The organism is Pseudoflavonifractor sp. 60 (assembly GCF_009911645.1).
Lineage (GTDB): Bacteria > Bacillota > Clostridia > Oscillospirales > Oscillospiraceae > Lawsonibacter.
On the sequence record NZ_QWKI01000041.1, the window covers coordinates 1 to 23908 of the forward strand.

Here is a 23908-nt window from a genome sequence, read left to right on the forward strand (position 1 = left end):
AGGTAGAAGATGGTGCTTTCAGGGACAATCCCCCCACCCCCTTTGCCAAAGGGGGCAAGCGCCTTCGCCGCTTGTGCGCTCCTGCGGCATCACAAGGTGGAACTGCCCCGGTTCGCTCTACAAATTTTCTCTACTTTACGAATTGAAGGGGAATTTCCATAATCCACATCTGCCCCACGACCCATGGAAATGGATTTCATCCTGGCGGGCCGGTTTCCTGCCTCTGCGCCCTCTCAAACGGCCTCTCCGCCGCTAGATGGTGACCTCCAGCCGGTGCTCCCCCTTCAGCTCCGCCAGGGGGACTCCCTCCTGAATCCCTCTGCCGTCCAGCTTGGCGGAGTAGGCCCCGGTGCGCCTGACCGAGATGGCCAGCGCGCCGCCGGACAGCCTCCAGGCCGCCTCATAGCCCGGCCAGTCAGGGGGCAGGTTGGGCTCCACGGTGAGCTTCCCGCCGCTCACCTTCAGCCCCAGCAGCTCCTGGACGGCCACCTGCCAGTACCAGCCGGCGGCCCCGGTGTACCAGGACCAGCCCGCTCTCCCCATCCGCCCGGGGGCGTGGGAGACGTCGGCGGCAATAACGTAGGGCTCCGCCCGGTAGATCTCCGTGGGGTGGCCCTCGGGGAGCAGCGCCTTTAAAATGGCCCAGCCGTCCCCCGGACGATTGAGCCGGAAGCAGGCCATAGCCAGCCACACGGAGGCGTGGGTGTACTGGCCGCCGTTCTCCCGCACTCCGGCGGGGTAGCTCTTGATATAGCCGGGGTCCTTCTCCCCCTCCCCGTCAAAGGCGGGGTCGAAGAGGCGCACCACCTGGTTCTCCCGGTCAAACAGCCGCTCTAAGGCGGCGGAGACGGCAAGGCCCGCCTGTTTTCGGTCGGTCCCCGCGGGAAACAGGGCAAAGGACTGGGCGATGGAGTCGATTTGGCACTGGTCGCTCTCCTCGCTGCCCAGGGGGGTCCCGTCCTCATAGTAGCCCCGGCGATACCAGCCCCCGTCCCAGGCGCTCTGAGCCGCTTGGATCAGGCTGTCCGCCCGGCGAAGGAAGTCCTCTCCCCTGGCCTCCTCCCCCGCCTGGCGGCACAGAGCGGAGAAGTCCTGGAGCACCGCCGCCAGAAACCAGGTGAGCCACACCGACTCGCCCCCAACCCGGTCCATGCCGTCGTTCCAGTCGCCGCTCCCCATCTTGGCCAGCCCGTGGGGGCCCGTCCCCCGCACCAGAGCACACTGGATGGCAGCCAGGGCGTGGCAGTAGAGGGTATCCCCCTTCCCGCTGGCCCCAGGGACCTCGTACCGGTCCTTCTCCCCCGGTTCCAGGGGCCTTCCCGCCAGATAGGGGACCTGCTCCTGCAAAATTTCCAGGTCCCCGGTGACTGCGCAGTACCGGCACAGGACCCAGGGCAGCCACAGCAGGTCGTCGGAGATGCGGGTCCGTACTCCGGCCCCCTGGGGCGGGTGCCACCAGTGCTGCACGTCCCCCTCCTCGAACTGCCGGGAGGCGCACAGCAGCAGCTGTTCCCGGGTCCGCTCCGGCCAGGTGTACACCAGCGCCGCCGCGTCCTGGAGCTGATCCCGGAAGCCGAAGGCCCCGCCGTTCTGGTACTGGGAGGTCCGGGCCATCAGGCGGCAGGCGGTCACCTGGTAGAGGCACCAGCCCCCCAGATACCGGTCCAGCGCCCCCCACGGGGTCTTCACTGTCAAGGGGGATACCTTGTCATGCCACCAGTCCAGTGTCTCTTCCTGCCTCTCCAAAAATTGTTCACGGAAGAACCGGGAGTCGGGCTTTCCCTGCTTCTCCTGGGTCACCAGCACCGCGCTCTGGCCCCCGGTCAGGGCGGCGGAGACGGGCTCCCCCTCCCCCAGACGCCAGAACAGACGCCCGCTCTCCCCCGTGAGTGTGAAGCGGAGAATCCGGCGGTCCTCGTCCAGGGGCACAAAGCCCTCGGTGACCAGAGTCCCCCCGGGCAGCTCCTTCTCCCACCGGGCCAGGCCAGGGTGGTAGGAGACGGTGCAGGGCAGCCCGTCCCCGGCGGCAAATACGGAATATTCCGCCCCATTAATACCAATTGTAATCTTCTCCAGGCCGCCCACCGCCAGAGGGTCGTTGGCCCAGGGGGTCAGCCTGCCCTCCCGGGAGTTGCCCCCGGACCACAGCAGGCCCGCCCCTGTCTCATCGGTGAGCCAGCCAAATTCCGGATTGCACAGCACCTGAGACCAGCCCACCGGGGGCAGCGCCGCCCCGGTTTGAATGGTGACGGTATCCCCCTCCATGGTCCAGGGGGCGGGTTCGGAGGTGGCGAGGACAGGGGGCGGCGGCGCGATGATCTCTGGCGGTTCCTCGCCGCCCTCCACCGGCAGCGCCGCCTTGGCCCAGGCCAGCACCGCCGGAGCGGCGTCGGGGCCTGTCAGGTGGATGCCCCCCTTGGCCCCCAAGACAGACTCCGCCCCCAGCTTTTTCAGCTCCTCCAGCAGGGCGGAGCGCAGGGGCCGGCGGTAGTCGCCCCCCTCCTCCAGCAGCAAAACCAGGTCGAAGGGATAGCCCGCCCGGGTCAGAAGCTGATGCCACCGGCACCACAGGGCCCCCTGTTGGGTCTCCTCCTTCGACAGCCTGCCGGCGGCGATGGGCAGGTCGCCGGAGATGCCAAAGGGCCACAGGGCGCTCTGGGGCGGGCGGTCCTTCCTCTCCTCCACCGACGCCAGCCGGGCCAGCAGCTCAAAGGCGGCCAGGGCCTCCCCCTCGCTCAGGGCCAGCTTCTGCACCAGGGGCGCCAGAGAGGCTCCGTCCTTTCCCCGCAGGGTCCGCTGGGCCCCCGCCTGGGCCATCTGGGCGCTGTCCCCCACCGCCAACGCCAGGGCGAAGGTCCGCCGCTCCCCCGAGGCCAGGGAGAGGGGGATGCGCACCATCAGGCAGGGGTCGGGGCCAATGGCGGCAGAGAGGGGGCCGGCCTTGCGATGGGCCAGCGCCCGCAGTCCGCCCCGGCCCAGGGCGGCGGAGCGGTCCAGTGCGGCGGAGGTCTTCTCTCCGGTCCAGAGGGCAGCCAGATACAGCTCGTCCTCCTCCCCCCGGGGACGGCGGTGGAACAGGGCCATATTTCCGTCGGCGGAGCTCTCCAGAAACAGCCGGGAGAAGGCCGGGTGGGCGTCAAAATCCCGTTGGGGGCACAGAACGGGCTCCAGGTAGAAGAGCAGCTCCCCCTCCAGCCGCCTCCTGCCCCGCCAGTGGAGCTCGACCCGGCGCAGCTCCCCGTTCTCCCGCCGGGGCAGGGACAGGCTGGTCCGGGCGGTCAGCTCCTCCCGCTCCAGGGTCCAGCTCGCCCCCGCGGCGTGGAACTCCCAGCGGTAGCTCTCTCCGGTCTGGTACAGGGGGGCGGGGGTCAGCCCGATCAGCCCATCGGGACCGTGGAAAAAAGCGGACACCCCGGCGGGGGCGGCGTACTCCCCCGGTCTGGCCAGGGCCACCGCCCGCTCCCCCGCCCAGCTGGCGGAAAGGCCATTGTCGCAGAACAGCACACTGTAGCTGCCGTTGGACAGCAGAGCGCACCGGGGAAACTTCCGTCCAAACTCCCTCCCCTCCCGCTGAAGGGCGGGGCCGGAGGCAGGCCGGGGCCGGGCGGGGAAGTCCCGCTCCTCCTGGCGCATGATGGGGGCCCCCACCGGGACCCGCTCCTGGAGCAGTTCCCGAAAGGCGGACATATCGCAGTCCTTCATAAACCGGCGCTGCATCACGTTATCTCGCAGAACGTTGTCAATGGCCACCAGGCTCATCCCCAGATGGTGGGACATATAGGAGCGCACCGGCTCGTAGTTCTCCCTCCCGGTGAGGCGGGAGGGGGTGTAGTCCACCGCCTCGTACAGGCCGTACCGCCCCTCCAGCCCCATGTCCCGCAGGCGGCGCAGGTTGCGCAGGGCGCTGCGGGGGGCCAGCAGCAGGGCCAGGAAGGAGGAGTAGGGGGACACCACCAGCTCAGTATCCAGCCCCCGCTTCAGCCCCAGGGCCTGGACCCCGTGGGCCTTGTACTGGTAGTTCATGCCCGGGTCGAAAGCGTAAAATCCGGACTCCGAAATGCCCCAGGGCGTTTTGGTCTTGTCCCCCCGGCGCTTCTGGGCGTAGACGCAGAAGGACAGGGTTTCATATAGGAAGGAGTTAGGCTCACAGGGCAGGAGCAGATTGGGCATAAAGTACTCAAACATGGTGCCGGTCCAGGAGGCCATGCCGCAGTAGTCGTTGTCCCCCAGCAGCATCCGCCCCAGCCGCCGCCAGTGCCGGGCGGGCACCTCCCCCCGGGCCACGGCAATAAAGCTGGTCTGCCGGGCCTCGCTGGCCATCAGGTCGTACCAGCCGTCGGTGAGCTTCTCCTGCTCCACCTCATAGCCGATGGAGAACAGCTTCCGCTCCCAATCGAAGAGGGGCGCGCAGTCCATGGCGTCGGACAGCTGTTCCGCCCGGCGGGCCAGCACGTCCTCCCCCCACTGGTACAGCCCCTCCCGCAGGGCGATGAGACAGCCCCGCAGGTTGCCGCTGTCCACAGTGGACACATATCGGGGATGGAGGGGCTTGGCCGTGGATGTGTCGTACCAGTTGTACAGGTGCCCCCCCCACTTGTCCAGTCCCTCCACCGTGTCCAGGATGTGGGCAATCAGCTCCACCGCCCGCCTGCGGGGCAGCAGGTCCAGGTCCGCCGCCGCCATCGCAGACAGCAGGGCCATACCGATGTTGGTGGGGGAGGTGCGCCGGGCCAGGACAGGGCCGGGCTGTTCCTGCCAGTTGTCGGGGGGCAGGTAGTGGTCCTCGGGCCGGAGGAATTTGTCAAAATACCGCCAGATCAGGGCGGCCTGGTGGAGGAGGAAGGCCCGGTCGGCGGGGGGCAGGGCCTTCCCCTTTCTGGATGGACGGCTCACCGCCCAGGCCAGCACCGGCGAGAGCAGCCAGACGATCCCCACCGCCTTGCCAAAACGGAGCTGGGCAAAGAGCACCACAAGCACCCCCACCACCGCCGAAAATCCGGCCTTTTTGTAGTAAAATCCCACGCTCCCCTTCCCCTTCTCCGTCTGGGCGGCGGTGACCCAGGCCAGCAGGTTTTTGTGGGATACCCCCATCCTCCACAGGGCGGCGGAGATGGCAGTGAGGGAGATATAGGCCTGGTAGGGCAGGAAAATAAGCTGGATGGCGGTCTGCAAAATGGCCCCCGCCAGCCCGGCGATGACGGTGGAGTGGTACCGCCGCCGCTTGCCGGAGCGGCGCACCGCCAGTTCCGCCCCGGACAGCAGCAGATTGGAGGCCGCCGCCACCACCGCCACCGCCCCTGCCCAGGCGAAGACCTTGCCCGAGAAGCACATCCCCAGCACCAGGGTCACCAGCGTAAAAACGGGGGACAGGGACCGGCGCAGGTTGTCGAAAATCTTCCACCGGGCCAGGGGCGTCAGGGGGTTCCTCTCCCGGCCCCCCTGCCCGTCCGGCACATACCGCCCCAGCCAGGGGAGGATCTGCCAGTCCCCCCGGATCCAGCGGTGGAGACGGGCGTAGTAGCTGTACACCTGCCAGGGACAGCCGTCGGTCAGCTCCACCTCCCCCAGCAGGCCCGCCCGCAGATAGCTGCCCTCCAGCAGGTCGTGGGAGAGGATGGTGTTGTCGGGAAAGCGCCCGTCCAGACAGCGGAAAAAGGCGTCCACCGAGAAGATCCCCTTGCCGGTGTAGGTGCCCTGGTCGAACAGGTCGTGGTACACGTCGCTGGCGGCACAGCCGTAGGGGTCCACACCCCCCAGGCCGCCGAAAATCTTGGCGAAGAAGGACTTGTTGGCCGCCTCCAGCTCCACCGCGACCCGAGGCTGAAACAGGGCGTGGCCGGCGGTGACGACCCGCCGCTCCGAATCGATCACCGGCTGGTTCAGGGGGTGGAGCATGGCTCCGGTGAGCTCCCGGGCGGCGCCCACGTTGAGGCTGGTGTCCGAGTCCAGGGTGATGACATACTTCACCTGCCGCAGCCACCCCTTCTCCCCCGACTTCACCTCCAGGTGGGACGGCCTTCCCCGCAGCAGGCGGACCAGCTGGGTGAGGGCCCCACGCTTTCGCTCCCAGCCCATATAGCGCTCGTCCCGGTCACTGAAGGCGGGGGCCCGGAAGAACAGGTAAAAGCCGCCGCCGTATTTCTCGTTGAGGGCGTCCACCGCCCTTCGGGCGCGGTCCATCCAGACCTGCCTCTCTTTCCCCATGGGGGTCCCGCTGTCGGGCAGGTCGGCCAGAATGCCCAGCCGCAGCTCAGACCCTGCGTCCCGGTTGGCCAGGCGGTAGCGCTCCAGCAGGGCAGCCAGGCGCGGACCGCTGTCCTCCCCGGTGAGGAGGGAGACCACCACGCACAGGGTCCGCCCCTCCCGGGGAATGCCCCCCTCCAGCTCCATTTTGGGCACAGGGCGGGGCGGGACCAGCCGCACCAGCAGAAAGTCCAGCACATTTTTCACAATGTCGGACAGGGGCAGGATAAGCAGCAGGGCGGCCAGGGGAGTTCCGGCCAGGTACCACAGGGCCAGGGCGGCCAGCAGGGAGAGCCCTGTCACCGCTGCGCCGTAGCTGACCCCAGAGCGGGCTCTCTCCCTGTGCCCCAGGGGCTCCCGGTAGAGGTACCAGCCCACGTGGCGGCTGGGCCTCCCCTGCCGGGCCAGCTCCAGGGCCTTTTGGGCGGCCTCCCGCTCCCCCAGGCCTTGCTTCCGCGCCAGCCGGCACACCCTCTGCCGGTAACGGCGGCGGGTCCCCTCGTCCATGCGGGGATAGTGGCCTGAGGGGTCCTGGCTGAGAATGCCCTCCACGCCGCTGGCTCCCTCCAGCAGGGCGCTCCACTCGCCCCCCGACAGCCCCCGCAGGGCGGCAAAGACGGCCCCCATCTCCTCTGGAGACACCTGGTCAGACTTGAGGGCCTCCAAATCGGTACAAAGCCGGGCCAGCCGCTCCGCCAGCGCCCCGGCCAGGGAGGGGACGAAGAGGGACAGCTCCCGCTCGGTAAGGGGGCACACCGACTGGAAGCCCTCCAGGTACAGGGCCAGCCGCTCCTGCTCCAGCCCCGGCGCCGCCCACAGCGCGCACCGGGCGCACAGCTGGATCAGCGCCCCGTCCCCCCTGGTCCCCCGCAGAGGCCGGCCCCGCTTCAGCGCCTCCCGGGCCCGCTCTCCCTCCCGCACCGCCATATAGTGGTTGTCCAGCAGCCACTCCGCCGCCCCGGGCAGGGCAGTCTGGCCGACGCTCCAGGCATTCAGCTCCCGGTGGGCCCGGCGTACCCGCCTCAAATCCGCCTCCAGCTCCCGGGAGAGGGCGCGGCAGGAGATAGTCCCCTCCAGCCGGGCCTGCCGGGCGGCGTTGGCCGCGTACTTTTTCAAATGGGTGTCGTCCATAGGGACGTGGGGAGTATTGGACATAGGTAAAACCTCCTCGTATCTCATATCTCCTATCTCCCATAAGGGTTTCCCCCGCTCTGGCGGAATATACCAAAAGAAAGTAGAACTCTGACAAGGATTTCGGCTTGACAAACAGGAAAAAATGTGGTATGCTCCCCAATGTAAAGTTTATACGCTTTACATTTTTGAGGAAACAGCCCGGCAAAGGAGGTCTGCCCCGTGAAAAATCAAGCCTACCGCATGGCAATGCTCTTTGATTTTTACGGCGATATCCTCACCGACCGGCAGAAGGAATTTTACGACCTGTACTACAACGAGGACCTGTCTCTGGGGGAGATCGCCGAGAACTACGGCATCACCCGCCAGGGGGTCCGGGACGTGATCGTTCGGGCGGAGGCCGTCCTCACCGAACTGGAGGACAAGACCGGTTTGATCAAACGCTTCCACACCATGCGGGGCCAGCTGGAGCAGGTTGTCCAGGACGCGGAGCGGATGGTGCAGCTGGCCTCCCGTCTGGACAGCGCCGAGCTGGAGCTCCTGGCCCTCCGGGTGCGGGACACCGCCGGCCAACTGCTGAAGGAGTAAGCCCATGGCATTTGAAGGACTTTCTGAAAAGCTGTCCGCCGCCTTTAAAAAGCTGCGGGGCAAGGGACGGCTGTCCGAGGCCGATGTGAAGGAGGCTATGCGGGAAATTCGCCTGGCCCTGCTGGAGGCCGACGTCAGCTTTAAGGTGGTCAAGCAGTTCGTGGCCCAGGTCACGGAGAAGGCGGTGGGAGCCGACGTGCTGGAGGCCCTGTCCCCCGCCCAGCAGATCATTAAAATTGTCAACCAGGAGCTGACCCAGCTGATGGGCGGGTCCGCCGCCAAGCTGGAGATCTCCTCCAAGCCGCCCACGGTGATTATGCTGGTGGGCCTTCAGGGTGCGGGCAAGACCACCAACGGCGCCAAGCTGGCCGGCCTGATGAAGAAGCAGAGCGGCAAGCGCCCCCTGCTGGCCGCCTGCGATATCTACCGCCCCGCCGCCATCCAGCAGCTGGAGGTGGTGGGCAGGCAGCTGGATATCCCCGTTTTCCAGATGGGCCAGACCAATCCGGTGGACATCGCCCGGGCCGCCGTGGAGCACGCCAAAAAGCACGGCAACGACATGGTCTTCCTGGACACCGCCGGACGGCTCCACGTGGACGAGGAGCTGATGGACGAGCTGCGGGCCATCAAGGCCGCCGTGGAACCCACCGAGATCCTGCTGGTGGTGGACGCCATGATCGGCCAGGACGCGGTGAACGCCGCCAAGGCCTTTGACGATGCCCTGGACATTGACGGTGTTATGCTCACCAAACTGGACGGCGACGCCCGGGGCGGAGCGGCCCTGTCCATCAAGGCGGTCACCGGCAAGCCCATCAAATTCGTGGGCGTGGGGGAAAAGCTGGACCAGATCGAGGTCTTCCACCCAGACCGAATGGCCAACCGCATTCTGGGCATGGGGGATATGCTCTCTCTCATTGAGAAGGCAGAGCAGAACTTCGACCAGCAGAAGGCCCTGGAGCTCCAGGAGAAGCTGCGCAAGAACAAGTTTACCCTCACCGACTTCTACGACCAGATGAAGCAGCTGAAGAACATGGGCTCTCTGGCCGACATTGCCGGAATGCTTCCGGGCGTGAAGGCCAGCGACCTGGAGGGGGCCGGCATGGACGAGAAGCTGATGCAGCGCATGGAGGCCATTATTCTGTCCATGACCCCCGCCGAGCGGGAGGACCCCAAGCTGCTCAACTCCAGCCGGAAAAAGCGCATTGCCGCCGGCTCCGGGACCCAGGTGGTGGATGTGAACCGGCTGCTCAAGCAGTTTGAAATGCTCCAGGCCATGACCAAGCAGTTTACCGGCGGCAAGATGCCCAAGAATCTGCGCAGGATGATGGGCAAAAAGGGCCGGGGCCCGAGAATGGGCGGACTGCCCTTTTGACCCACAATGTTCCTGCACGGAAAGGAGTTACAATGAAGCATTATTCCTTCCAACAGCAGACTTTGGTCAGCTTCTGTCTCCTTATGGCCGCAGCCGTCGTTGCCGCCATAACTCATTTGGGGCTGATAGGCCGTATCGCCTTTTTTGCTGTGGGCACGGCCTACGTGATTCGGGCCGTCCCGCCGGTAATCTGGTCCATCCAGTTGGGAGAGGCAAAGGCCAAACTGGTCACCAGAATATTGGGGCTGTCCTTCATTCTGTACAGCATATTTGCCCATTTTTAACCGTTGGCAGAGCGCTCTGCGCGCTTTCCATATAAATAAACAAATTCATTTGGAGGTGAAGATACATGGTTAAAATCAGACTGCGCCGCATGGGCGCGAAGAAGGCCCCCTTCTACCGCATTGTGGTGGCTGACTCCCGCTATCCCCGTGACGGTCGTTTCATTGAGGAGATCGGCTTCTACAATCCCACTACCAATCCCGCCGAGCTGAAGGTGGATGTGGACCGGGCCCAGGCTTGGATCAAGACCGGCGCTCAGCCCACCGAGACCGTCCGCGACCTGCTGAAAAAAGCCGGCGCCCTGTAAGGCAGGAGGTTGCCAATGAAAGAGCTTCTGACCTATGTGGCCCAGAACCTGGTGGAGCACCCCGAGCAGGTGTCTGTCACTGAGGTCGAGGGCGACGGCGAGACCGTCCTGGAGCTCCGGGTCGCTCCGGAGGATATGGGCAAGGTGATCGGCCGCCAGGGCCGCATTGCCAAGGAGATCCGTATCCTGATGCGCTCCGCCGCTCAGCGCGCCGGTAAACGCCTCAGCGTGGAAATCGTCGATTGATTAAGGGCGCAGGGATGTTCCTGCGCCTTTCTTTTTAAATTTTGCTCTGGAGGCCCCTATGAACTGGTCCAACACACAGCTGGCGGAGATCAGATATTTCTGTACCAGCACCCGCAGCCGGACGCCAAAAATCCTTTGCCTTCGTATGCTCAAAATCCAACTCGGCTTTGTATTGATTATCTTCTCCCACTACAACATCAAAGAATTTCACCTTACGGATATCAAAGCCTTTTACAAATCACTGTACACCCGGCACTTCAAGCCGGAACAGCTGCGCACCCCCTCCCCCGCCCGCATTGCCAAGGCACTGGAACAGCTGGATCAGGATGACCGATATCACATCAACGTCCGCTGTCTTGGAGAGGACCGCTATCAGATTACCGAGGTCGACCCCATTTACGAAGATGACTATGTAAATGAGCTGAATTACGGGTACACAAAGGGGTACATCCAGTATTTTATGGAGGAACAACCATGCTGAAGCAATTTTTAGAGGTGGGCAAGGTCACCAACGTCCACGGCCTGATGGGAGAGGTGAAGGTCCAGCCCTGGGCCGACTCCCCGGAATTTCTGTGCCAGTTCCAGACCCTCTACGTGGACGAGTCCCACTGGCCCATTAAGGTAGAGCGGGCCCGGGTCCACAAGAACATGGTCATCATCAAATTTGAGGGCCCCACCGACGTGCCCAGCGCCATGTCCCTGCGCAACGCCATCCTCTACATCCGCCGGGCCGATGCCAAGCTGCCTGAGGGGGCCTTCTTCCTGGCGGATATCTACGGTCTGGAGGCGCAGGACGCCGCCACGGGGGAGGTACTGGGTAAAATTGACGACGTGCTCACCCTGCCCGCCAACAATGTCTACGTGGTGAAGGGCGGCGCACGGGAGCTGATGATCCCCGCCGTGGCGGAATTTATTGCGGAGACCAACATAGAGGGCGGCTATATCCGGGTCAATATGATGGAGGGACTGTGATGAAGCAGGACTGGAAGGGACCGCTGCGTATAGGCGCGGTGCTCTTTGGGCTCTATCTGGCCATACACTACTGGGAGCGGCTGTCCGCGCTGGCGGTACTTGCCCTGAGCGCCGGCTTCCCTCTGGCCCTGGGTGCAGTCATCGCCTACGCCGTCAACATTCTGATGAGCACCTACGAGGGCTGGTACTTCCCCAACTCCTCCAGCCAGTGGGCGGTAAAAAGCCGCCGCCCTGTGTGCCTGCTGCTGGCCTATGCCAGTCTGGCCACCATCGTCATCCTCCTTGTGCGCATGATTCTGCCGGAGCTGATTCAAAGTGTCTCTCTGCTGCTCCAGGAGCTGACCCCTCTGCTCCAGCAGCTGGGCGCCGTCCTCAACGAGGGCTTGGGCAAAAACCAGCTGTCTGACCTCTTCTCCGCCGACGGCACCGTCAACTGGCAGGAGCTGGCTGTGAAGGTAATCAACTTCCTGCTGGCAGGGCTGGGCGGGGTGATGGGCTCGCTGTTCTCCCTGATCTCCGCCGCCGTGTCCGCCGCCTTCACCGCCATTGTCAGCGTCATCTTCTCCATCTACCTGCTCCTGGGCAAGGAGACCCTCTCCCGCCAGTGCGCCCGGGTCCTGAAAACCTATCTGAAGCCCTCTTGGTACGACCGCCTGATCTACTTCCTGAACACCCTGCACAACTGCTTCCGCCGCTTCGTGGTGGGCCAGTGTACCGAGGCGGTGATTCTGGGCCTGTTGTGTATGCTGGGGATGCTGCTGTTCCAATTCCCCTACGCCTCCATGGTGGGAACCCTGATCGGCTTCACCGCCCTGATTCCAGTGGCCGGGGCCTACATCGGCGCGGGGGTGGGGGCCTTTATGATCTTCACCGTCTCCCCTATCAAAGCCCTGCTGTTTCTGGTGTTCCTCTCGATACTCCAGCAGCTGGAGGGCAACCTGATCTACCCCAAGGTGGTGGGTTCCTCCATCGGACTGCCCGGCATCTGGGTCCTGGCCGCCGTCACCGTGGGCGGAGGCGTGCTGGGCATCTTCGGAATGCTGCTGGCCGTCCCCCTGGCCGCCGCCTTTTACCAAATTCTGCGGGACGACGTGGCCCGGCGAAACGCGGCCCCATAACAACGACAGGAGGAATTTGATGAAAACCAGTGTTGTAATTGCCGACGGCACCTTTCCTACCAATACCGCCCCTCTGCTGGGCCCCACGGAGGAGGTCATCTCCAGGGCTGCCAGGCTAGGCTACGACGCCGTATCCATTACGGTGGACCGGCCCGAGGAGGTGGACGCCGATGGGATTCTGGCCGCCTGCGCCCGATCCCATATGGCGGTGTCCGGCCTTGCCACCGGGCGTATCTACACAGTGCGGGGTCTCTCCCTGGGCTCCGGGGACGAGGCAAACCGGACCCAGGCGGTGGAACAGATGCTGGGACACGCCCAGCTGTGCGCCAAGCTGGGTGGAGCCAAGCTGATTATCGGCGCAGTGCGGGGCTGGACCCGGGACGCCGGAGGCCGGGAGGCCTACCAGGTCCAGCTCAGGCGCAGTCTGGAGACCCTCACCGTCCGGGCGGAGGAGCTGGGCATTCAGATCGTCTTTGAGGCCATCAGCCACATCGACTCCGACGCCTACTGCTCCATCGCCGAGACGGCGGAGTACATCCGCTCCTTCCGCTCCCCCGCCCTGCGTCTCCAGCTGGACTCCATCCACCTGCACACCAACGGTGAGCTGGACTTCTATCCCAAAATCCTCGCCCTGGAGGGGCTGGTGGGACAGGTGGATATCTCCGATGTGGACCGCATGGCCCCCGACGGGAAGCATTTCGACTTCCCCCTCTTCCTCAAGGCGCTGAAGGAAATCGGCTATCAGGACTATCTGGTCAGCGAATTTCGGGCCGCGCCGCCGGACAACGCCGCCAAGGCGGGGTTGGATTATCTGCGTACGCTGCTGTAAATCCAGGTCATTCACAGAAAACAACAGCGCAGGAGCTTCCAAGCTCCTGCGCTGTTGTTGGATTCAATCAACGATTCCTACAGGCTGGCGGTCGCCTTACTTGACGGCTACCGCCTCAATCTCAAACAGTCCGCCCTTGGGCAGCGCCGCAACCTGGACGCAGGAGCGGGCGGGGGCTTCGCCGGTGAAGTACTGGGCGTAGATGGTGTTGATGGCGGCAAAGTCGTTCATGTCGGCCAAAAACACGGTGGTCTTCACCACGTCGGCCATATCCATGCCGGCGGCGGCCAGGACAGCCTTCAAATTCTCCAGCGCCTGAGTCGCCTGGGCCTCCACCCCCTGGGCCAACTCACCGGTGGCGGGGATCAGGCCCAGCTGGCCAGAGGTGTACAGGGTATTCCCTGCCAGCTTGGCGTGGCAGTAGGGACCCACGGCGGCAGGGGCATTGGAAGCGGTAATGGTTTTGTTCATGGAAAACTCCTCCTTATTGAGCTAATATCTCTATTATAAGGAAATCCAGGAAAAAATCAAGATGCTCTTCCGCTTTCCCTCTCATTCATAAAATATCTTTTGCAGGGCGCGACGGCCCCGGCCCGCCTTATTAATTTTGTCTGCTTTACCAAAGGAAACCGCTTTCCACAGGCCCATTGCATTCCCCGCAGAAACAGGGGCCATCACGGCGCACTCTACCCCCGGCTGGTCCTGCGCAATATGGCGGCGTCCACCTCTACCGCAGCAGGCGTTTCGCGTCAATTTTAGCTCGCCTGTTGTGCGTCTCAATGATCTGAGCGGGCTGGAGGCGGATGGACTGACGCATCTCCTCCAGTAGCGCGTCCGCCGCGTCGGTATCCCGCACCGGGGCCTCCGCCGCGTCGATATACTGCTGGACGCCCCGCACCGCGCTGCCTCCCAGCCGCCCGTACATGGCCCGGTAGACCGCCTGGACCTGGGAGACCCAGCGGCGGTCCGCGTCCAGGGTCACCACCGCGCTCTGCGCCCCCTCCCGGGTCGTCAGAGACAGCTGGTCCAGCCCCAGCGCTCTGGCGGACAGGCGGAACTGGGGCAGGGTCACCGTACTCTCCCCCATATTCAGGGCCACGCCGGTCCGGGTCTGAAGCTGTGCGCCGCCGATATCCGCGCCCCCGGAGATCTGCACATCTCCGCAGCCTCCAAAGAGACAGGCTCCAATATCCGCCCCGGGGTCGCCCCCCACCGCCTTGACGATTTTAGCGGTGCCGGTAATGAGGATATTGCCGCACTCTCCCTGAACCCCCGCGCCAATGGCGGCAGCGTGGCAGGCGGCGGTGGCCTCGATGACGCCGCCGCGGACGCTGATCTCCCCTACGCTGCCCCCCAGTCCGCCGCCGATCCCTGCGCCACCCGTCTCGCCGGTACAGGCGATGGTGCCGCCCAGAATGGCGATGGCCCCCATGGAGCTCTGTTTTCCCGCACCGATGCCCGCGCCGCCGCCGTTTCCGGTGGCTGTAATCACGCCGCCGCGAATCTCGATTCTGCTGTGCCGGTCCCGGCCTGCGCCGCTGTCCTGGCCAATCCCCGCGCCCCCGGAGGAACCCACCGCGGTGAGGCTCCCCGGCTCCTCCTCCCGGGAGGTGGCGGCGTCGATGCACAGGCTGGTGCCCTCCCCCAGGGAGATGCCCGCGCAGCCCGCGCCGCTCTCAAAGAAATTCCGGGTCCCGCTCTGGAGCATCAGGGTCACCTGGTTGCTGCACCCCAGGTCGAAGGCTCTGCCCGCGCTGACCCGGCAGGCCACGCCCCCCAGGGCCAGCTCGATCTCCCCAATCTCGTCGGCCAGCACGATTCTGCCGCTGAAGGGGACCTGATTGGCGTCCGTCCCGGCGCCCCCGGCCACAGCGGTCACCTGGCTGGACAGGATGTGGAGGGTGTGGGTCTCCTCCTCATACACCCAGTCCTCCCCCGCCTCGCCGCCGGTGACCGAAAAGGGGTTGGGGTACATATCCAGCGTCTGGAATTTTCCCGTATCCTGGTTCCAGATCAGATAGGCATACCGGGTCTGCGCCCTGCCCTGCCGGTCCCGTCCCCGGAGGAGCAGGGTGTGGATGGGATAGCCGTGCTCCCCTTTGGACAGCCACACCCGGGCGGGTTCGCCGTGGAGCAGAGCCATTTTCGCCTGCTTTCCCTCCAACTCCATGGCAGTGATGTGGCTCCAGCCCGGCAGGAGGGTATCCCATAGGATATCAAAGGCCGCCTTGCCCGCCGTCTGCTGCCCGCCGGCGGTCTGGGCGTACAAGGAGACGGGGCCGGCCAGCTCCACGGGGACGGTCAGGCGGTCGGGCTCCTCCCCTTCTTCTCCCTCTTCACCCTCCACAATCACCGCGCCCCCCGCCAGGCGCAGCAGGCTGGTCTCGCCGCCCCGCACCTGGACCAGGCGCACCAGTCCTCTGCCGTCCAGCGTGAGCGTGGTCCCCTTCGCCAGCGTAAGCTCCTGGATCTCGTTCTCCCCTGCGGTGACCACCTGGGCCTGGGGGGCGGCGATGGTGAGACTGGAGACCGTCACATTCTGAATGGTCACCTTTCCGCTCCCCGCCACTACAACGGCCTGCTCTCCCTGGCCTGTCCCGAAGATGGTCACATCCTGGTCCCCCGCCACCGTCAGCACGCCGGCGGCCTCGTCAAAGGTCACGGCGGACAGGTCCCTGCCCATCACCTGCACATTGTCCATGGTCTGGACGGACATGGGGGATGGGGCGCGGGCGGCCCCCTCCGGCTGGACCCCCTCCGCCGCCTGGGGCTGGTCCGGGACCTGGGAGGTCTCGGAATTTTGCAGGACGGTCAGCAGCCCCATCATCAGGTCCAGGTTGGCCGCCTTCATCCCCTCCAGCAGACTGAGGAGGGGGGAGACACCAAACTCCAGGACGGGGCTGTCCGTCAGAAACAGATTCACCAGGAAATCCTCCAGCCCGGGGGCTGTACCGGTGGAAAACTGGGCCTGAAAATCGGCCAGGCTGGCAAACTCTCCGCCGGTCAGCTTTGCAATGGCCTCATCCAGGGGAACCCCCTGGGACAGCTGATCCATCAGCTGCTGCAAGCCCTCCAGGGCCGACTCGCTGTCCCCGGCAATCACCGCCCCCAGATACAGCGCCGCAATCCGGCTCGCGGCGGAGCTGCTCTCCAGGGAAAGGTTGGTAATGGCCGCCACCAGCTCCGGTCCGGTGGCGTTCTGGTCCAGGCCCAGGGCGGTAAGCAGCTGTTCCGGCATTAGCTCCTGCTCGCCCAGCCCCCGCGCCAACCAGTCCGGGAGGGCTTGGGACTCCTGCCGGGGGGGCTCCCCCAAAACGGCGTAGAGCAGCGCCTCCGCCCCGTCCTCCAAAGCGGCGTCCGCGTCCAAAAACAGGGGAGTTTCCCCCGCCAGCGCGCTGCGCACCATGCGGTCGATCTCCGCTGTCAGCCCCTCCAGCTCCTGTTGGAGGGCGGCGCGGTCGGGGTCCTCCCCCTGGGCCGACTCCTTGGCCAGCTCAGATAGACGGGCCAGGCTGTCCTGCACCTCCGCCAGAGTCCCCTCCCCTGTCTGGAGGGTGCGGCGGCTCTCCCGGACGTGGGTCTCCGCCTGGCTGACCCGACTCATCAGCTGGCGCAGCGTCTCTGACACCGTTACCGTGGTTCTCTTCGCCGCCGTGGCCGGGGCGCTCCCCTGGGTCCTCACCCCCTTGCTAACCCCCTGATACCGGGGGACCGAAAATCCTCTGTTCCGGCGGATTGCCAGCTCACCCATACAGGCTCCTCCTTTCGCGGCTGTGCCGTTTTTATCAATATCGGCACAAAAGGAAGAAAAGATAACACAACATCTCTGGAAGCCGGGAGGCGCCTTGGACAGTACATCCCACCTCCGAAACGGCTGGACAGAGCACCAAAAATGCCGCGCAAAACCGCGTCCCACAGGAAAAATCCTCCTTGGGGGCGCGGTTTTGCCGGCGCAACATCCCATGTTCTTTCAGGGAGCCAAGGGTTCCCTCTCTATTTTATTCCGCCAAAACATCCTATGTTATCACTTTTTTCTTCCTTTTCTGCTCATATTGCCCAGCAAAGCCCCATTATACAGGGTATACAGCCCAATAATGGACAAAATTACGATATTTTCCACATTTAGCGGCAGCACACCCCACTGGAGTCCCGTCAGCAGCAGGACAAAGATCACAACGCCTCCCACAAGCCAAAGCGCGGTACTGTTTCGCAATTTACGCTGAATTTGCTCCGCCGTATCGGGATTTTCCGCTTTTTTCTTCTCTCTGGCCGCCCGTTTCCAAATATTATTGCTCTGAAATGGATTCATTCTGCCTCCCCCTCTCGTTCCGGCTGTCATATCCCCGATTATATCTTAAACATAGGATGTTGTCCAGCGTTTTTTATAAACACGAAGAAAAGAAGTTCTTCTTTTGTGTAAAATAAATAAAAATCAAAGTGGAATATCGGCTATCTGCCAGTTTACTTTTGGCTTGATTTGGTTTATCCTAAACATAGGATGTTTAAGCCTAGAAACGAAATAAAACCCCATCTAAAATTGAGGAGGGACCCCGCATGATAAAAGTTGGTCTGATCTATACCAGCACAACCCCTGAACTCATCGAACTGGTGGAACGGGAGGTTAAAAAGCAGCTGGGCGAGGACGTGGAGCTGTACAGCCTCCAGGACCCCAGCATCCTGGCCGACGTCCGGGAGGCCGGTTATGTGACCACCGCCCCCGCCGCCCGGCTGATTTCCATGTACATGGAGGCCGCCCAGGCCGGCTGCGACGCCATGCTCAACCTGTGCAGCAGCGTGGGCGAGGTGGCCGACAGCGTCCAGGACGTGGCCCGGTACATCGGCGTACCCATTGTCCGGGTCGACGAGGAGATGTGCCGGGAGGCGGTGCGCAAGGGGGTCCGCATCGGCGTGATGGCCACCCTGCCCACCACCCTGGAGCCCACCAAGGGCACCATCTGCCGGGTCGCCCGGGAGTGCGGCAAGGCGGTGGAGCTGGTGGACTGCCTGGTGGACGGGGCCTTCGGCCTGGACCAGGAGCAGTTCAAGGCCCGGATGACCGAGATGGCTGCCACCATTGCCGACAAGGTGGATGTGATCGTCTTTGCTCAGGGCAGTATGGCCTACTGTGAGGAGTATATCGCCGAAAAGTTTGGCAAGGTGGTGGTCAGCAGCCCCCGCTTCGGCGCGGCGGAGCTGAAAAAGGCCCTGATCGCCAAGGGGACCCTGTAAGGTCTCTGTTTCCCGTCGATTTCCGGCCCGCCCGGTAATCAAAATAAATGCTTGAAAAGGAGTATCATGTATGAAAAAGATCTTTGCCCTTGCTCTTTCGCTCAGTATGTCCCTGAGCCTGGCCGCCTGCGGCGGCGGCAATAACAACAACGGCGGAAGCGCCGGCTCCAACGGGGGCGGAAGCTCTGCCGGCTCCAGCGGCGGCGCGCCTGTCTCCACCCCCGCCAGCAGCGTGACTCTGAAACTGGGCTTCTCCACCAACGAGGAGGACCCCCGGGCTCTGGGCGCCAAGCAGTTTAAGGAAGAGGTGGAGGAGAAGACCGGCGGCGCCGTCATCGTGGAGCTCTACCCCTCCGGCCAGCTGGGCGGCGACGCTGACCTGATCAACTCCATCGCCCTGGACTCGGGCACGGTGGACATTATCATCACCGACGCCTCCAACTTCGCTACTTACGAGCCCAAGATGGGCATCTCCGCCCTTCCCTTCCAGTTCGCCGACTTTGACGAGGCCTGGGCCTTTATGGACAGCGACGTGGAGACTGAGGCCGAGGCCGGCCTGATCCCCCAGAATATGCGGGTCCTGGCCCACTACTGCAACGGCTTCCGCTGCGTGACCAACTCCAAGGGCCCCGTCAACTCCCCCGACGACATGAAGGGTATGCTCATCCGCACCCCTGAGAATCCCGTCATCATGGCCACCATGACCGCTATGGGCGCCAATCCCCAGCCTCTGGCCTTCAACGAGCTGTATCAGGCTTTGAACCAGGGCACCTATGACGCCCAGGAGAACCCCATCCCCGTCATCTACAACAACAACCTGTACGAGGTGCAGGAGTACCTCAGCGTCACCAACCACATCTACTCCGGTATGTGCTTCACCATCGCTGAGACCAGCTGGAACAAGCTGAGCGCCGACCAGCAGGCCATTGTGGAGGCCGCCGCCAAGGCCTCTGCCGACTACGACCGCCAGCTGAACAAGCAGATGACCGACGACCTGGTGTCCAGCCTGGAGGCCGCCGGCATGAAGATCAACAACCCCGACCTGGCCCCCTTCGCCGAGGCCACCGCTTCCGTCCTCACTGACAACGCCGCCACCTACGGCGACCTGCTGGACAAGCTGGCCGACTGGAAGGCCGCCCGCTAAGTTCAAACTGTAAGTTCCCAATCCCTGGGGCGGAGGAGTCCTCCTCCGCCCCCATTTTTTGGAAAGGAGTTGGTTTCGTGAAAAAACTGCAAAACGCGCTGGACAAGGGCTCGACCCTCATCGCGGCGGTGATGTGCGCCGCCATGATGGTCATCCTCTTTGCCAACGTGGTGCTGCGCCTCATTCCCAACATCGGCGGCTTCAAGTGGTATATGGAGAGCAGCCAGTATCTCAACGTGTGGTCCATGCTCATTGTGGGCATCTGTATCACCGCCAAGGGGACCCACCTCCATGTGGAGCTGGTGGACGCCGTGGCAGGGAAAAACCCCACGCTGAAAAAGCTCCATAAGGTGATTACCTCCGCCTTTATCTTCCTGTTCTATGTGATGGTCACCTACAGCGGCTATCAGCTGTCCACCCGGGCCAAGCAGGCAGTGTCCACCATGCCCCAGTTTAAAATGGGCCAGGTCTATGTCATCTTCGTCATCGCAGGGGCCCTGTGCGCCCTGAGCGCCCTGGTGGACCTGATTGTAACTCTGACCGAAAAAGAGGAAGGAGGGGCCAAGAAATGATCCCCTGGTTATTGATTTCCTTCTTTGTGCTGCTGTTTTTTGGGGTGCCCATCGCCATGAGCCTGGGCCTGGCCGCTATGGGCGGTATCCTGTTTTTGGACGGCGGCAACATTGTCACCATTGCTCAGCGTATGTTTGAGGGAATGAACAGCTTCGCCCTGCTGGCCATCCCTCTGTATACCTTCGCCGGCTTCACCATGAGCAAGGGGGGCATCTCCGACCGGCTGATGAACTTCTGCTACTCCATCGTGGGCCACATCTATGGCGGTCTGGCCCATGTAAACGTACTGTCCTCCATGATCTTTGCGGGTATCTCCGGCTCCGCTGTGGCCGACACCGCCGGCGTGTCCGGCATGTTCATGCCCACCATGCTCAAGCAGGGTTATTCCAAGAAGTTCACTGTGGCTGTCACCGCCATCTCCTCCACCATCGGCATTATCATCCCGCCCTCCATCCCCATGGTGGTCATCGCCGGCATCTGCGGCCTGTCCACCGGCAAACTGTTCCTGGGCGGCATTATCCCCGGCATCATGTGCGGCATCGCCCAGATGATCGTCTCCTACTTCATGGCCAAGAAGGAGGGGGTCGCCCGGGAGCCCGGCCACTTCTCCATGGGCCCCGTCCTCAAGGGCCTGTGGGAGTCCTGGCCCGCCCTGCTTATGCCCATCATTATTGTGGGCACCATCATGTCGGGCATCGTCTCCCCCACCGAGGCGGGTGTCATCGCCGTGGTCTACGGCCTGTTCGCCGGCGGCGTCATCTACCGGGAGCTGAAGTGGGAGGATATCAAGTTTGCCTTCTGTGAGACCGTCCGGGTGTCCGGCCGCATCTTCATCGTTATCGGCGCAGCCAAGCTGTACACCGTGATGCTCACCACCGCCGGCTTTGACAAGTGGATGGCCAACACTATGCTGAGCTTCTCCACCAATCCCACCGTCATCCTCATCATGATCCTGCTGCTGTTCTTCATCGTCACCATGTTCATGGAGTCCATCGCAACCCTGACCCTGTTCATGCCCATCCTCTACCCCATTGCCACCAGCGTGGGCATTGACCCCATTGTCATGAGCGTGCTCATCACCGTGGTCATCGGCATCGGCCTGGTCACGCCTCCTGTGGGTATGTGCATCTATGTAGCCTGTGACCTGATGGATATCAAGGTGGGGGAGGTCCTGCCCACCCTCATGCCCTTCATCTGCGCCACGCTGGTGTGTATCGCGCTGATGATCGCCTTCCCCCAGCTGATAACTCTTCCCACCCTGCTGATGAAAACAGGGGTTGCAGGATAGGAAAAAGTCCCCCCTCAGCTCTTGAAGCCCTGTTAAAAATATGTTAAGCTGATAAAAACGGGGCAAATGTGGGATGTTAAGTGGGGTTTGACCGAGCAACATTCCATCTGTCCCAGCGCGGGATTCAACTGTGAAAAGGGGGACGCTCACATGGAGCAGGAAAAGCAGACCATCAAGTCGGTGGTGGATCAGGTGGTGGACAGCATCATCTCTCAGATCATTGAGGGGCGGCTGACGCCGGGCAGCAAGCTGCCCACCGAGATGGAGCTGTGCGCCCAGTTCGGCGCGGGGCGAAACTCGGTGCGGGAGGCGGTGAAGAAGCTCCAGGCCTACGGCATCGTCTACATCAAGCGGGCGGAGGGCACCTTTGTCAGCGAGAACTACACCCAGAAAATGCTGGACCCCATGCTGTACAGCATCATCCTGCAAAAAAACAGCTGGCAGGACTTTGTGGCTCTGCGGGCGGTGATCGACATCGGGACGCTGAACGTGATCCTCATGCGCCAGGATGTGGCCGCCTTTCTGCCCGACCTGTACCGCACCTTCGGGGAGCTGTCGGCGGAGATGCACGCCCCCACCCCCTCGGTGGAGCGGGCCCTGGAGCTGGACAGCCGGTTTCACACCCGCATTGCCGACGCCGCTCAGAACCCCATGCTGGCCACCATTACCGAGTATATAACCCGCCTGACCCTGCCCAGCCGTCTGGAGACAACCCGGAGGGTCATTGAGGGGGGCGATATCGAACGCTTTGTAGACCTGCACCGGCAGATGCTGACCATTATAGAGCGCCGTCAGACCGACCTGATCCCCCAGACGGTGCAGGACCACTACATTTTCTGGAAATAAATCGGCAAGGAGTATTGCCATGAAAAAAATTATGATCTCTGTGGCCCCTGTAGCGGCCACGGACATCCTCATCAACCCTCGCGCAATTGCAAGAGACGTGTACGAGTGCTACAAAAACGGCGCGGCCATGGTCCACCTCCACTGCCGGGACCTGAACGGGCGGCTCACTCCCGACCTGAGCCTGCTGGAGGAAACCGTGGCCTACATCCGGGAGCTGTGCGACATTGTGGTGGAGATCTCCACCGGCGGCGTGTCCAATCTGACCATTGAGGAGCGCTGTCAGCCCTGCTTCCCCGGCTGGGTGGAGGCCAACAGCCTGAATGTGGGCTCGGTAAACCTGGGCGCCGCCGTCTATCAGAATCCCATCGGCGACGTGGAGTACTGCGTCCAGAAGATTCTGGAAAACAAGAAGGTCCCCGAGATCGAGGTCTTCGAGCTGGGCATGATCCACACCGTACGGGAGCTGGACGACAAGTTCCACTTCGCCAGCCCCATCCTCTTCGCCCTGGTCTTCGGCCACGGGGGGGAGATGCCCGCCACCGTCTCCGCCCTGCGCCACATGATCGACGCTCTCGGGGAGAGCTTCCCCGGCCGGGACGACATCATCTGGGGCTATACCCAGGCCCACCGGGAGGACTGGGAGATGGTGAAGACCGCCCTGGACATGGGGGCCTCCACGGTGCGCATCGGCTTTGAGGACTCCGACTGCATGGCCCCCGGCGTCCACGTGGACAACAACGCCGTCCTCATCGCCGAGGTGGCCGATATCATCAAATCCAAGGGAATGCTGCCCATGACCCCTGACGAGACCCGGGCCATGCTGGGCATACCCCCGCTGGCAGGAAGGGGGCGGAAGGTTTGGTGATCCAGGGCGTACACTATCTGTCCGACTTTGAGGCCAAGAAAGCCATTATGGAGACCGCCAAGCGGCTGGAGGCCAAGGGCTTCCTCACCGCCGGAGACGGCTCCCTCAGCGTCCGGGTGGGACCCAATGCCGTGTGGGTCACGGTGGACGGGGTGGACAAGGCCGGACTGACCCAGGATATGCTGGTACGGGTGGATCTCAACGGCAAAGCCAACCCCTCCGCCCACCCCAAGCCTCTGGGAGAGGACCTATCCATCCACCTGAACATTTACCGCGAGAATCCGGACGTCCAGTGCGTCCTCCACGCCTATCCCCCCTGCGCCGCCGTGCTGGGCCGCCAGGGGGAGAGCCTGCCCGCCGCCGGCTACAGTCCCTCGGTGCGCAGGCTGGGGCGGGTGGAGCTGATTGCCGGTCTCACCGGCGAGGCTCTGGCCAAGGCGGTGGCCGCCCAGAGCCGCACCAACAAGGGGGTCCTGCTGGCGGAGGACGGCTGTATGTTCTGGGCCAAGGCTCCCATTGAGATGTGCCATCTGGTGGAGGCGCTGAGCTACCGCTTTACGGTAGACAGCGCCATCCAGACCGCCGCCCACAGCACCTGCGCCTGCGCGGGCTGTCAGGGCTGCGGCGGCTGCACCGGAAACGCCCAGTGCTCCGCCTGCTCCGGCAGCGAGGGCACCCGCCCCGCTCCCCCGGAGCCCCCCCAGGCCCTGGCCGGCGTCACGCAGCTGATCCAGCTGGGCCAGTCTCTGCCCCCCCTGCCCCAGCAGCAGGAGGCCGCTCCGCCCTCCGCCCCTTCCGCCTTCCCTGCAGTGGACGCCCCCAAGGAGGATGTGATGGCCGAGGTGGTGCGGCGGGTTCTGCAAAGTTTTTGACTT

General features: G+C 63.6%; 20 protein-coding genes. 16 read left to right on the top strand and 4 right to left on the bottom strand.

Annotated elements, in window-relative coordinates:
* Nucleotides 1-252: 252 nt before the first annotated feature.
* Nucleotides 253-7398 carry a glucoamylase family protein gene (locus D1646_RS23665; protein WP_160635460.1) on the bottom strand — a complete coding sequence of 2382 codons (7146 nt, stop codon included), beginning with the start codon at nucleotides 7396-7398 and terminating at the stop codon, nucleotides 253-255.
* A gap of 198 nt (nucleotides 7399-7596) precedes the next feature.
* On the opposite strand from D1646_RS23665, the gene ylxM reads away from it, so the two are divergent.
* The 9 genes from ylxM (at nucleotide 7597) to D1646_RS05340 (ending at nucleotide 13088) form a co-directional block, all read left to right on the top strand.
* Nucleotides 7597-7962, top strand: coding sequence for a YlxM family DNA-binding protein (ylxM, locus tag D1646_RS05300; RefSeq protein WP_160635461.1), 366 nt, complete (start codon nucleotides 7597-7599; stop codon nucleotides 7960-7962).
* A 4-nt stretch (nucleotides 7963-7966) separates the two neighbouring features.
* Nucleotides 7967-9334 carry a signal recognition particle protein gene (ffh, locus tag D1646_RS05305; protein ID WP_160635462.1) on the top strand — a complete coding sequence of 456 codons (1368 nt, stop codon included), beginning with the start codon at nucleotides 7967-7969 and terminating at the stop codon, nucleotides 9332-9334.
* Nucleotides 9335-9366: 32 nt separating this feature from the next.
* Nucleotides 9367-9618 (top strand): hypothetical protein, encoded by a 252-nt coding sequence (locus tag D1646_RS05310; RefSeq protein ID WP_160635463.1) that lies wholly within the window; start codon nucleotides 9367-9369, stop codon nucleotides 9616-9618.
* 65 nt (nucleotides 9619-9683) lie between these two features.
* Nucleotides 9684-9923, top strand: coding sequence for a 30S ribosomal protein S16 (gene rpsP / locus D1646_RS05315; RefSeq protein ID WP_160635464.1), 240 nt, complete (start codon nucleotides 9684-9686; stop codon nucleotides 9921-9923).
* 15 nt (nucleotides 9924-9938) lie between these two features.
* Complete coding sequence (locus D1646_RS05320; RefSeq protein WP_160635465.1) at nucleotides 9939-10169, top strand: KH domain-containing protein; 231 nt, start codon at nucleotides 9939-9941, stop codon at nucleotides 10167-10169.
* Between the two features lie 58 nt (nucleotides 10170-10227).
* On the top strand, nucleotides 10228-10650 hold the full coding sequence (locus D1646_RS05325) for a hypothetical protein (protein ID WP_160635466.1): 423 nt from the start codon (nucleotides 10228-10230) through the stop codon (nucleotides 10648-10650).
* A complete protein-coding gene (rimM, locus tag D1646_RS05330) occupies nucleotides 10644-11141 on the top strand; it encodes a ribosome maturation factor RimM (protein ID WP_160635467.1) in 498 nt (165 codons plus the stop codon). Before D1646_RS05325 ends, rimM begins: the two co-directional genes overlap by 7 nt.
* Entirely contained in the window at nucleotides 11141-12259 is a 1119-nt protein-coding gene (locus tag D1646_RS05335; protein WP_160635468.1) for an AI-2E family transporter, read from the top strand. The genes rimM and D1646_RS05335 overlap by 1 nt, the downstream gene beginning before the upstream one ends.
* Before the next feature lie 19 nt (nucleotides 12260-12278).
* Nucleotides 12279-13088: a sugar phosphate isomerase/epimerase family protein gene (locus D1646_RS05340; RefSeq protein WP_160635469.1), complete on the top strand. Its 810-nt coding sequence runs from the start codon at nucleotides 12279-12281 to the stop codon at nucleotides 13086-13088.
* 96 nt (nucleotides 13089-13184) lie between these two features.
* On the opposite strand, the gene D1646_RS05345 is transcribed toward D1646_RS05340, so the two are convergent.
* From D1646_RS05345 to D1646_RS05355, 3 genes are all read right to left on the bottom strand, one after another.
* Entirely contained in the window at nucleotides 13185-13559 is a 375-nt protein-coding gene (locus D1646_RS05345; protein WP_160635470.1) for a RidA family protein, read from the bottom strand.
* Between the two features lie 256 nt (nucleotides 13560-13815).
* Nucleotides 13816-16839: a hypothetical protein gene (locus D1646_RS23670; RefSeq protein WP_160635471.1), complete on the bottom strand. Its 3024-nt coding sequence runs from the start codon at nucleotides 16837-16839 to the stop codon at nucleotides 13816-13818.
* Between the two features lie 273 nt (nucleotides 16840-17112).
* The gene (locus tag D1646_RS05355) at nucleotides 17113-17397 is read right to left on the bottom strand and encodes a hypothetical protein (RefSeq protein WP_160635472.1); all 285 of its coding nucleotides are present in this window, start codon (nucleotides 17395-17397) and stop codon (nucleotides 17113-17115) included.
* A gap of 245 nt (nucleotides 17398-17642) precedes the next feature.
* Here D1646_RS05355 and D1646_RS05360 point away from each other — a divergent pair, with 245 nt between their 5' ends.
* From D1646_RS05360 to D1646_RS05390, 7 genes are all read left to right on the top strand, one after another.
* Entirely contained in the window at nucleotides 17643-18317 is a 675-nt protein-coding gene (locus D1646_RS05360; RefSeq protein ID WP_201754561.1) for an aspartate/glutamate racemase family protein, read from the top strand.
* A gap of 70 nt (nucleotides 18318-18387) precedes the next feature.
* Complete coding sequence (locus D1646_RS05365; protein WP_160635473.1) at nucleotides 18388-19461, top strand: TRAP transporter substrate-binding protein; 1074 nt, start codon at nucleotides 18388-18390, stop codon at nucleotides 19459-19461.
* Between the two features lie 77 nt (nucleotides 19462-19538).
* The gene (locus D1646_RS05370) at nucleotides 19539-20033 is read left to right on the top strand and encodes a TRAP transporter small permease subunit (protein WP_160635474.1); all 495 of its coding nucleotides are present in this window, start codon (nucleotides 19539-19541) and stop codon (nucleotides 20031-20033) included.
* Nucleotides 20030-21322, top strand: a complete 1293-nt coding sequence (locus tag D1646_RS05375; protein ID WP_160635475.1) for a TRAP transporter large permease — start codon at nucleotides 20030-20032, stop codon at nucleotides 21320-21322. The genes D1646_RS05370 and D1646_RS05375 overlap by 4 nt, the downstream gene beginning before the upstream one ends.
* A gap of 150 nt (nucleotides 21323-21472) precedes the next feature.
* A complete protein-coding gene (locus tag D1646_RS05380) occupies nucleotides 21473-22168 on the top strand; it encodes a GntR family transcriptional regulator (RefSeq protein ID WP_160635476.1) in 696 nt (231 codons plus the stop codon).
* A gap of 19 nt (nucleotides 22169-22187) precedes the next feature.
* Entirely contained in the window at nucleotides 22188-23033 is an 846-nt protein-coding gene (locus D1646_RS05385) for a 3-keto-5-aminohexanoate cleavage protein (RefSeq protein ID WP_160635477.1), read from the top strand.
* The gene (locus tag D1646_RS05390; RefSeq protein ID WP_347565138.1) at nucleotides 23030-23905 is read left to right on the top strand and encodes a class II aldolase/adducin family protein; all 876 of its coding nucleotides are present in this window, start codon (nucleotides 23030-23032) and stop codon (nucleotides 23903-23905) included. Before D1646_RS05385 ends, D1646_RS05390 begins: the two co-directional genes overlap by 4 nt.
* Nucleotides 23906-23908: the final 3 nt, after the last annotated feature.

Coding starts and splice junctions, on each gene's coding strand:
- D1646_RS23670 (WP_160635471.1), bottom strand. CDS start 16,839: ATGGGTGAGCTGGCAATCCGCCGGAACAGAGGATTTTCGGTCCCCCGG.
- D1646_RS05360 (WP_201754561.1), top strand. CDS start 17,643: ATGATAAAAGTTGGTCTGATCTATACCAGCACAACCCCTGAACTCATC.
- D1646_RS05365 (WP_160635473.1), top strand. CDS start 18,388: ATGAAAAAGATCTTTGCCCTTGCTCTTTCGCTCAGTATGTCCCTGAGC.
- D1646_RS05385 (WP_160635477.1), top strand. CDS start 22,188: ATGAAAAAAATTATGATCTCTGTGGCCCCTGTAGCGGCCACGGACATC.
- D1646_RS05355 (WP_160635472.1), bottom strand. CDS start 17,397: ATGAATCCATTTCAGAGCAATAATATTTGGAAACGGGCGGCCAGAGAG.
- D1646_RS05380 (WP_160635476.1), top strand. CDS start 21,473: ATGGAGCAGGAAAAGCAGACCATCAAGTCGGTGGTGGATCAGGTGGTG.
- D1646_RS05335 (WP_160635468.1), top strand. CDS start 11,141: ATGAAGCAGGACTGGAAGGGACCGCTGCGTATAGGCGCGGTGCTCTTT.
- D1646_RS05375 (WP_160635475.1), top strand. CDS start 20,030: ATGATCCCCTGGTTATTGATTTCCTTCTTTGTGCTGCTGTTTTTTGGG.
- rpsP (WP_160635464.1), top strand. CDS start 9,684: ATGGTTAAAATCAGACTGCGCCGCATGGGCGCGAAGAAGGCCCCCTTC.
- rimM (WP_160635467.1), top strand. CDS start 10,644: ATGCTGAAGCAATTTTTAGAGGTGGGCAAGGTCACCAACGTCCACGGC.
- D1646_RS05310 (WP_160635463.1), top strand. CDS start 9,367: ATGAAGCATTATTCCTTCCAACAGCAGACTTTGGTCAGCTTCTGTCTC.
- D1646_RS23665 (WP_160635460.1), bottom strand. CDS start 7,398: ATGTCCAATACTCCCCACGTCCCTATGGACGACACCCATTTGAAAAAG.
- D1646_RS05340 (WP_160635469.1), top strand. CDS start 12,279: ATGAAAACCAGTGTTGTAATTGCCGACGGCACCTTTCCTACCAATACC.
- D1646_RS05345 (WP_160635470.1), bottom strand. CDS start 13,559: ATGAACAAAACCATTACCGCTTCCAATGCCCCTGCCGCCGTGGGTCCC.
- D1646_RS05325 (WP_160635466.1), top strand. CDS start 10,228: ATGAACTGGTCCAACACACAGCTGGCGGAGATCAGATATTTCTGTACC.
- D1646_RS05320 (WP_160635465.1), top strand. CDS start 9,939: ATGAAAGAGCTTCTGACCTATGTGGCCCAGAACCTGGTGGAGCACCCC.
- ffh (WP_160635462.1), top strand. CDS start 7,967: ATGGCATTTGAAGGACTTTCTGAAAAGCTGTCCGCCGCCTTTAAAAAG.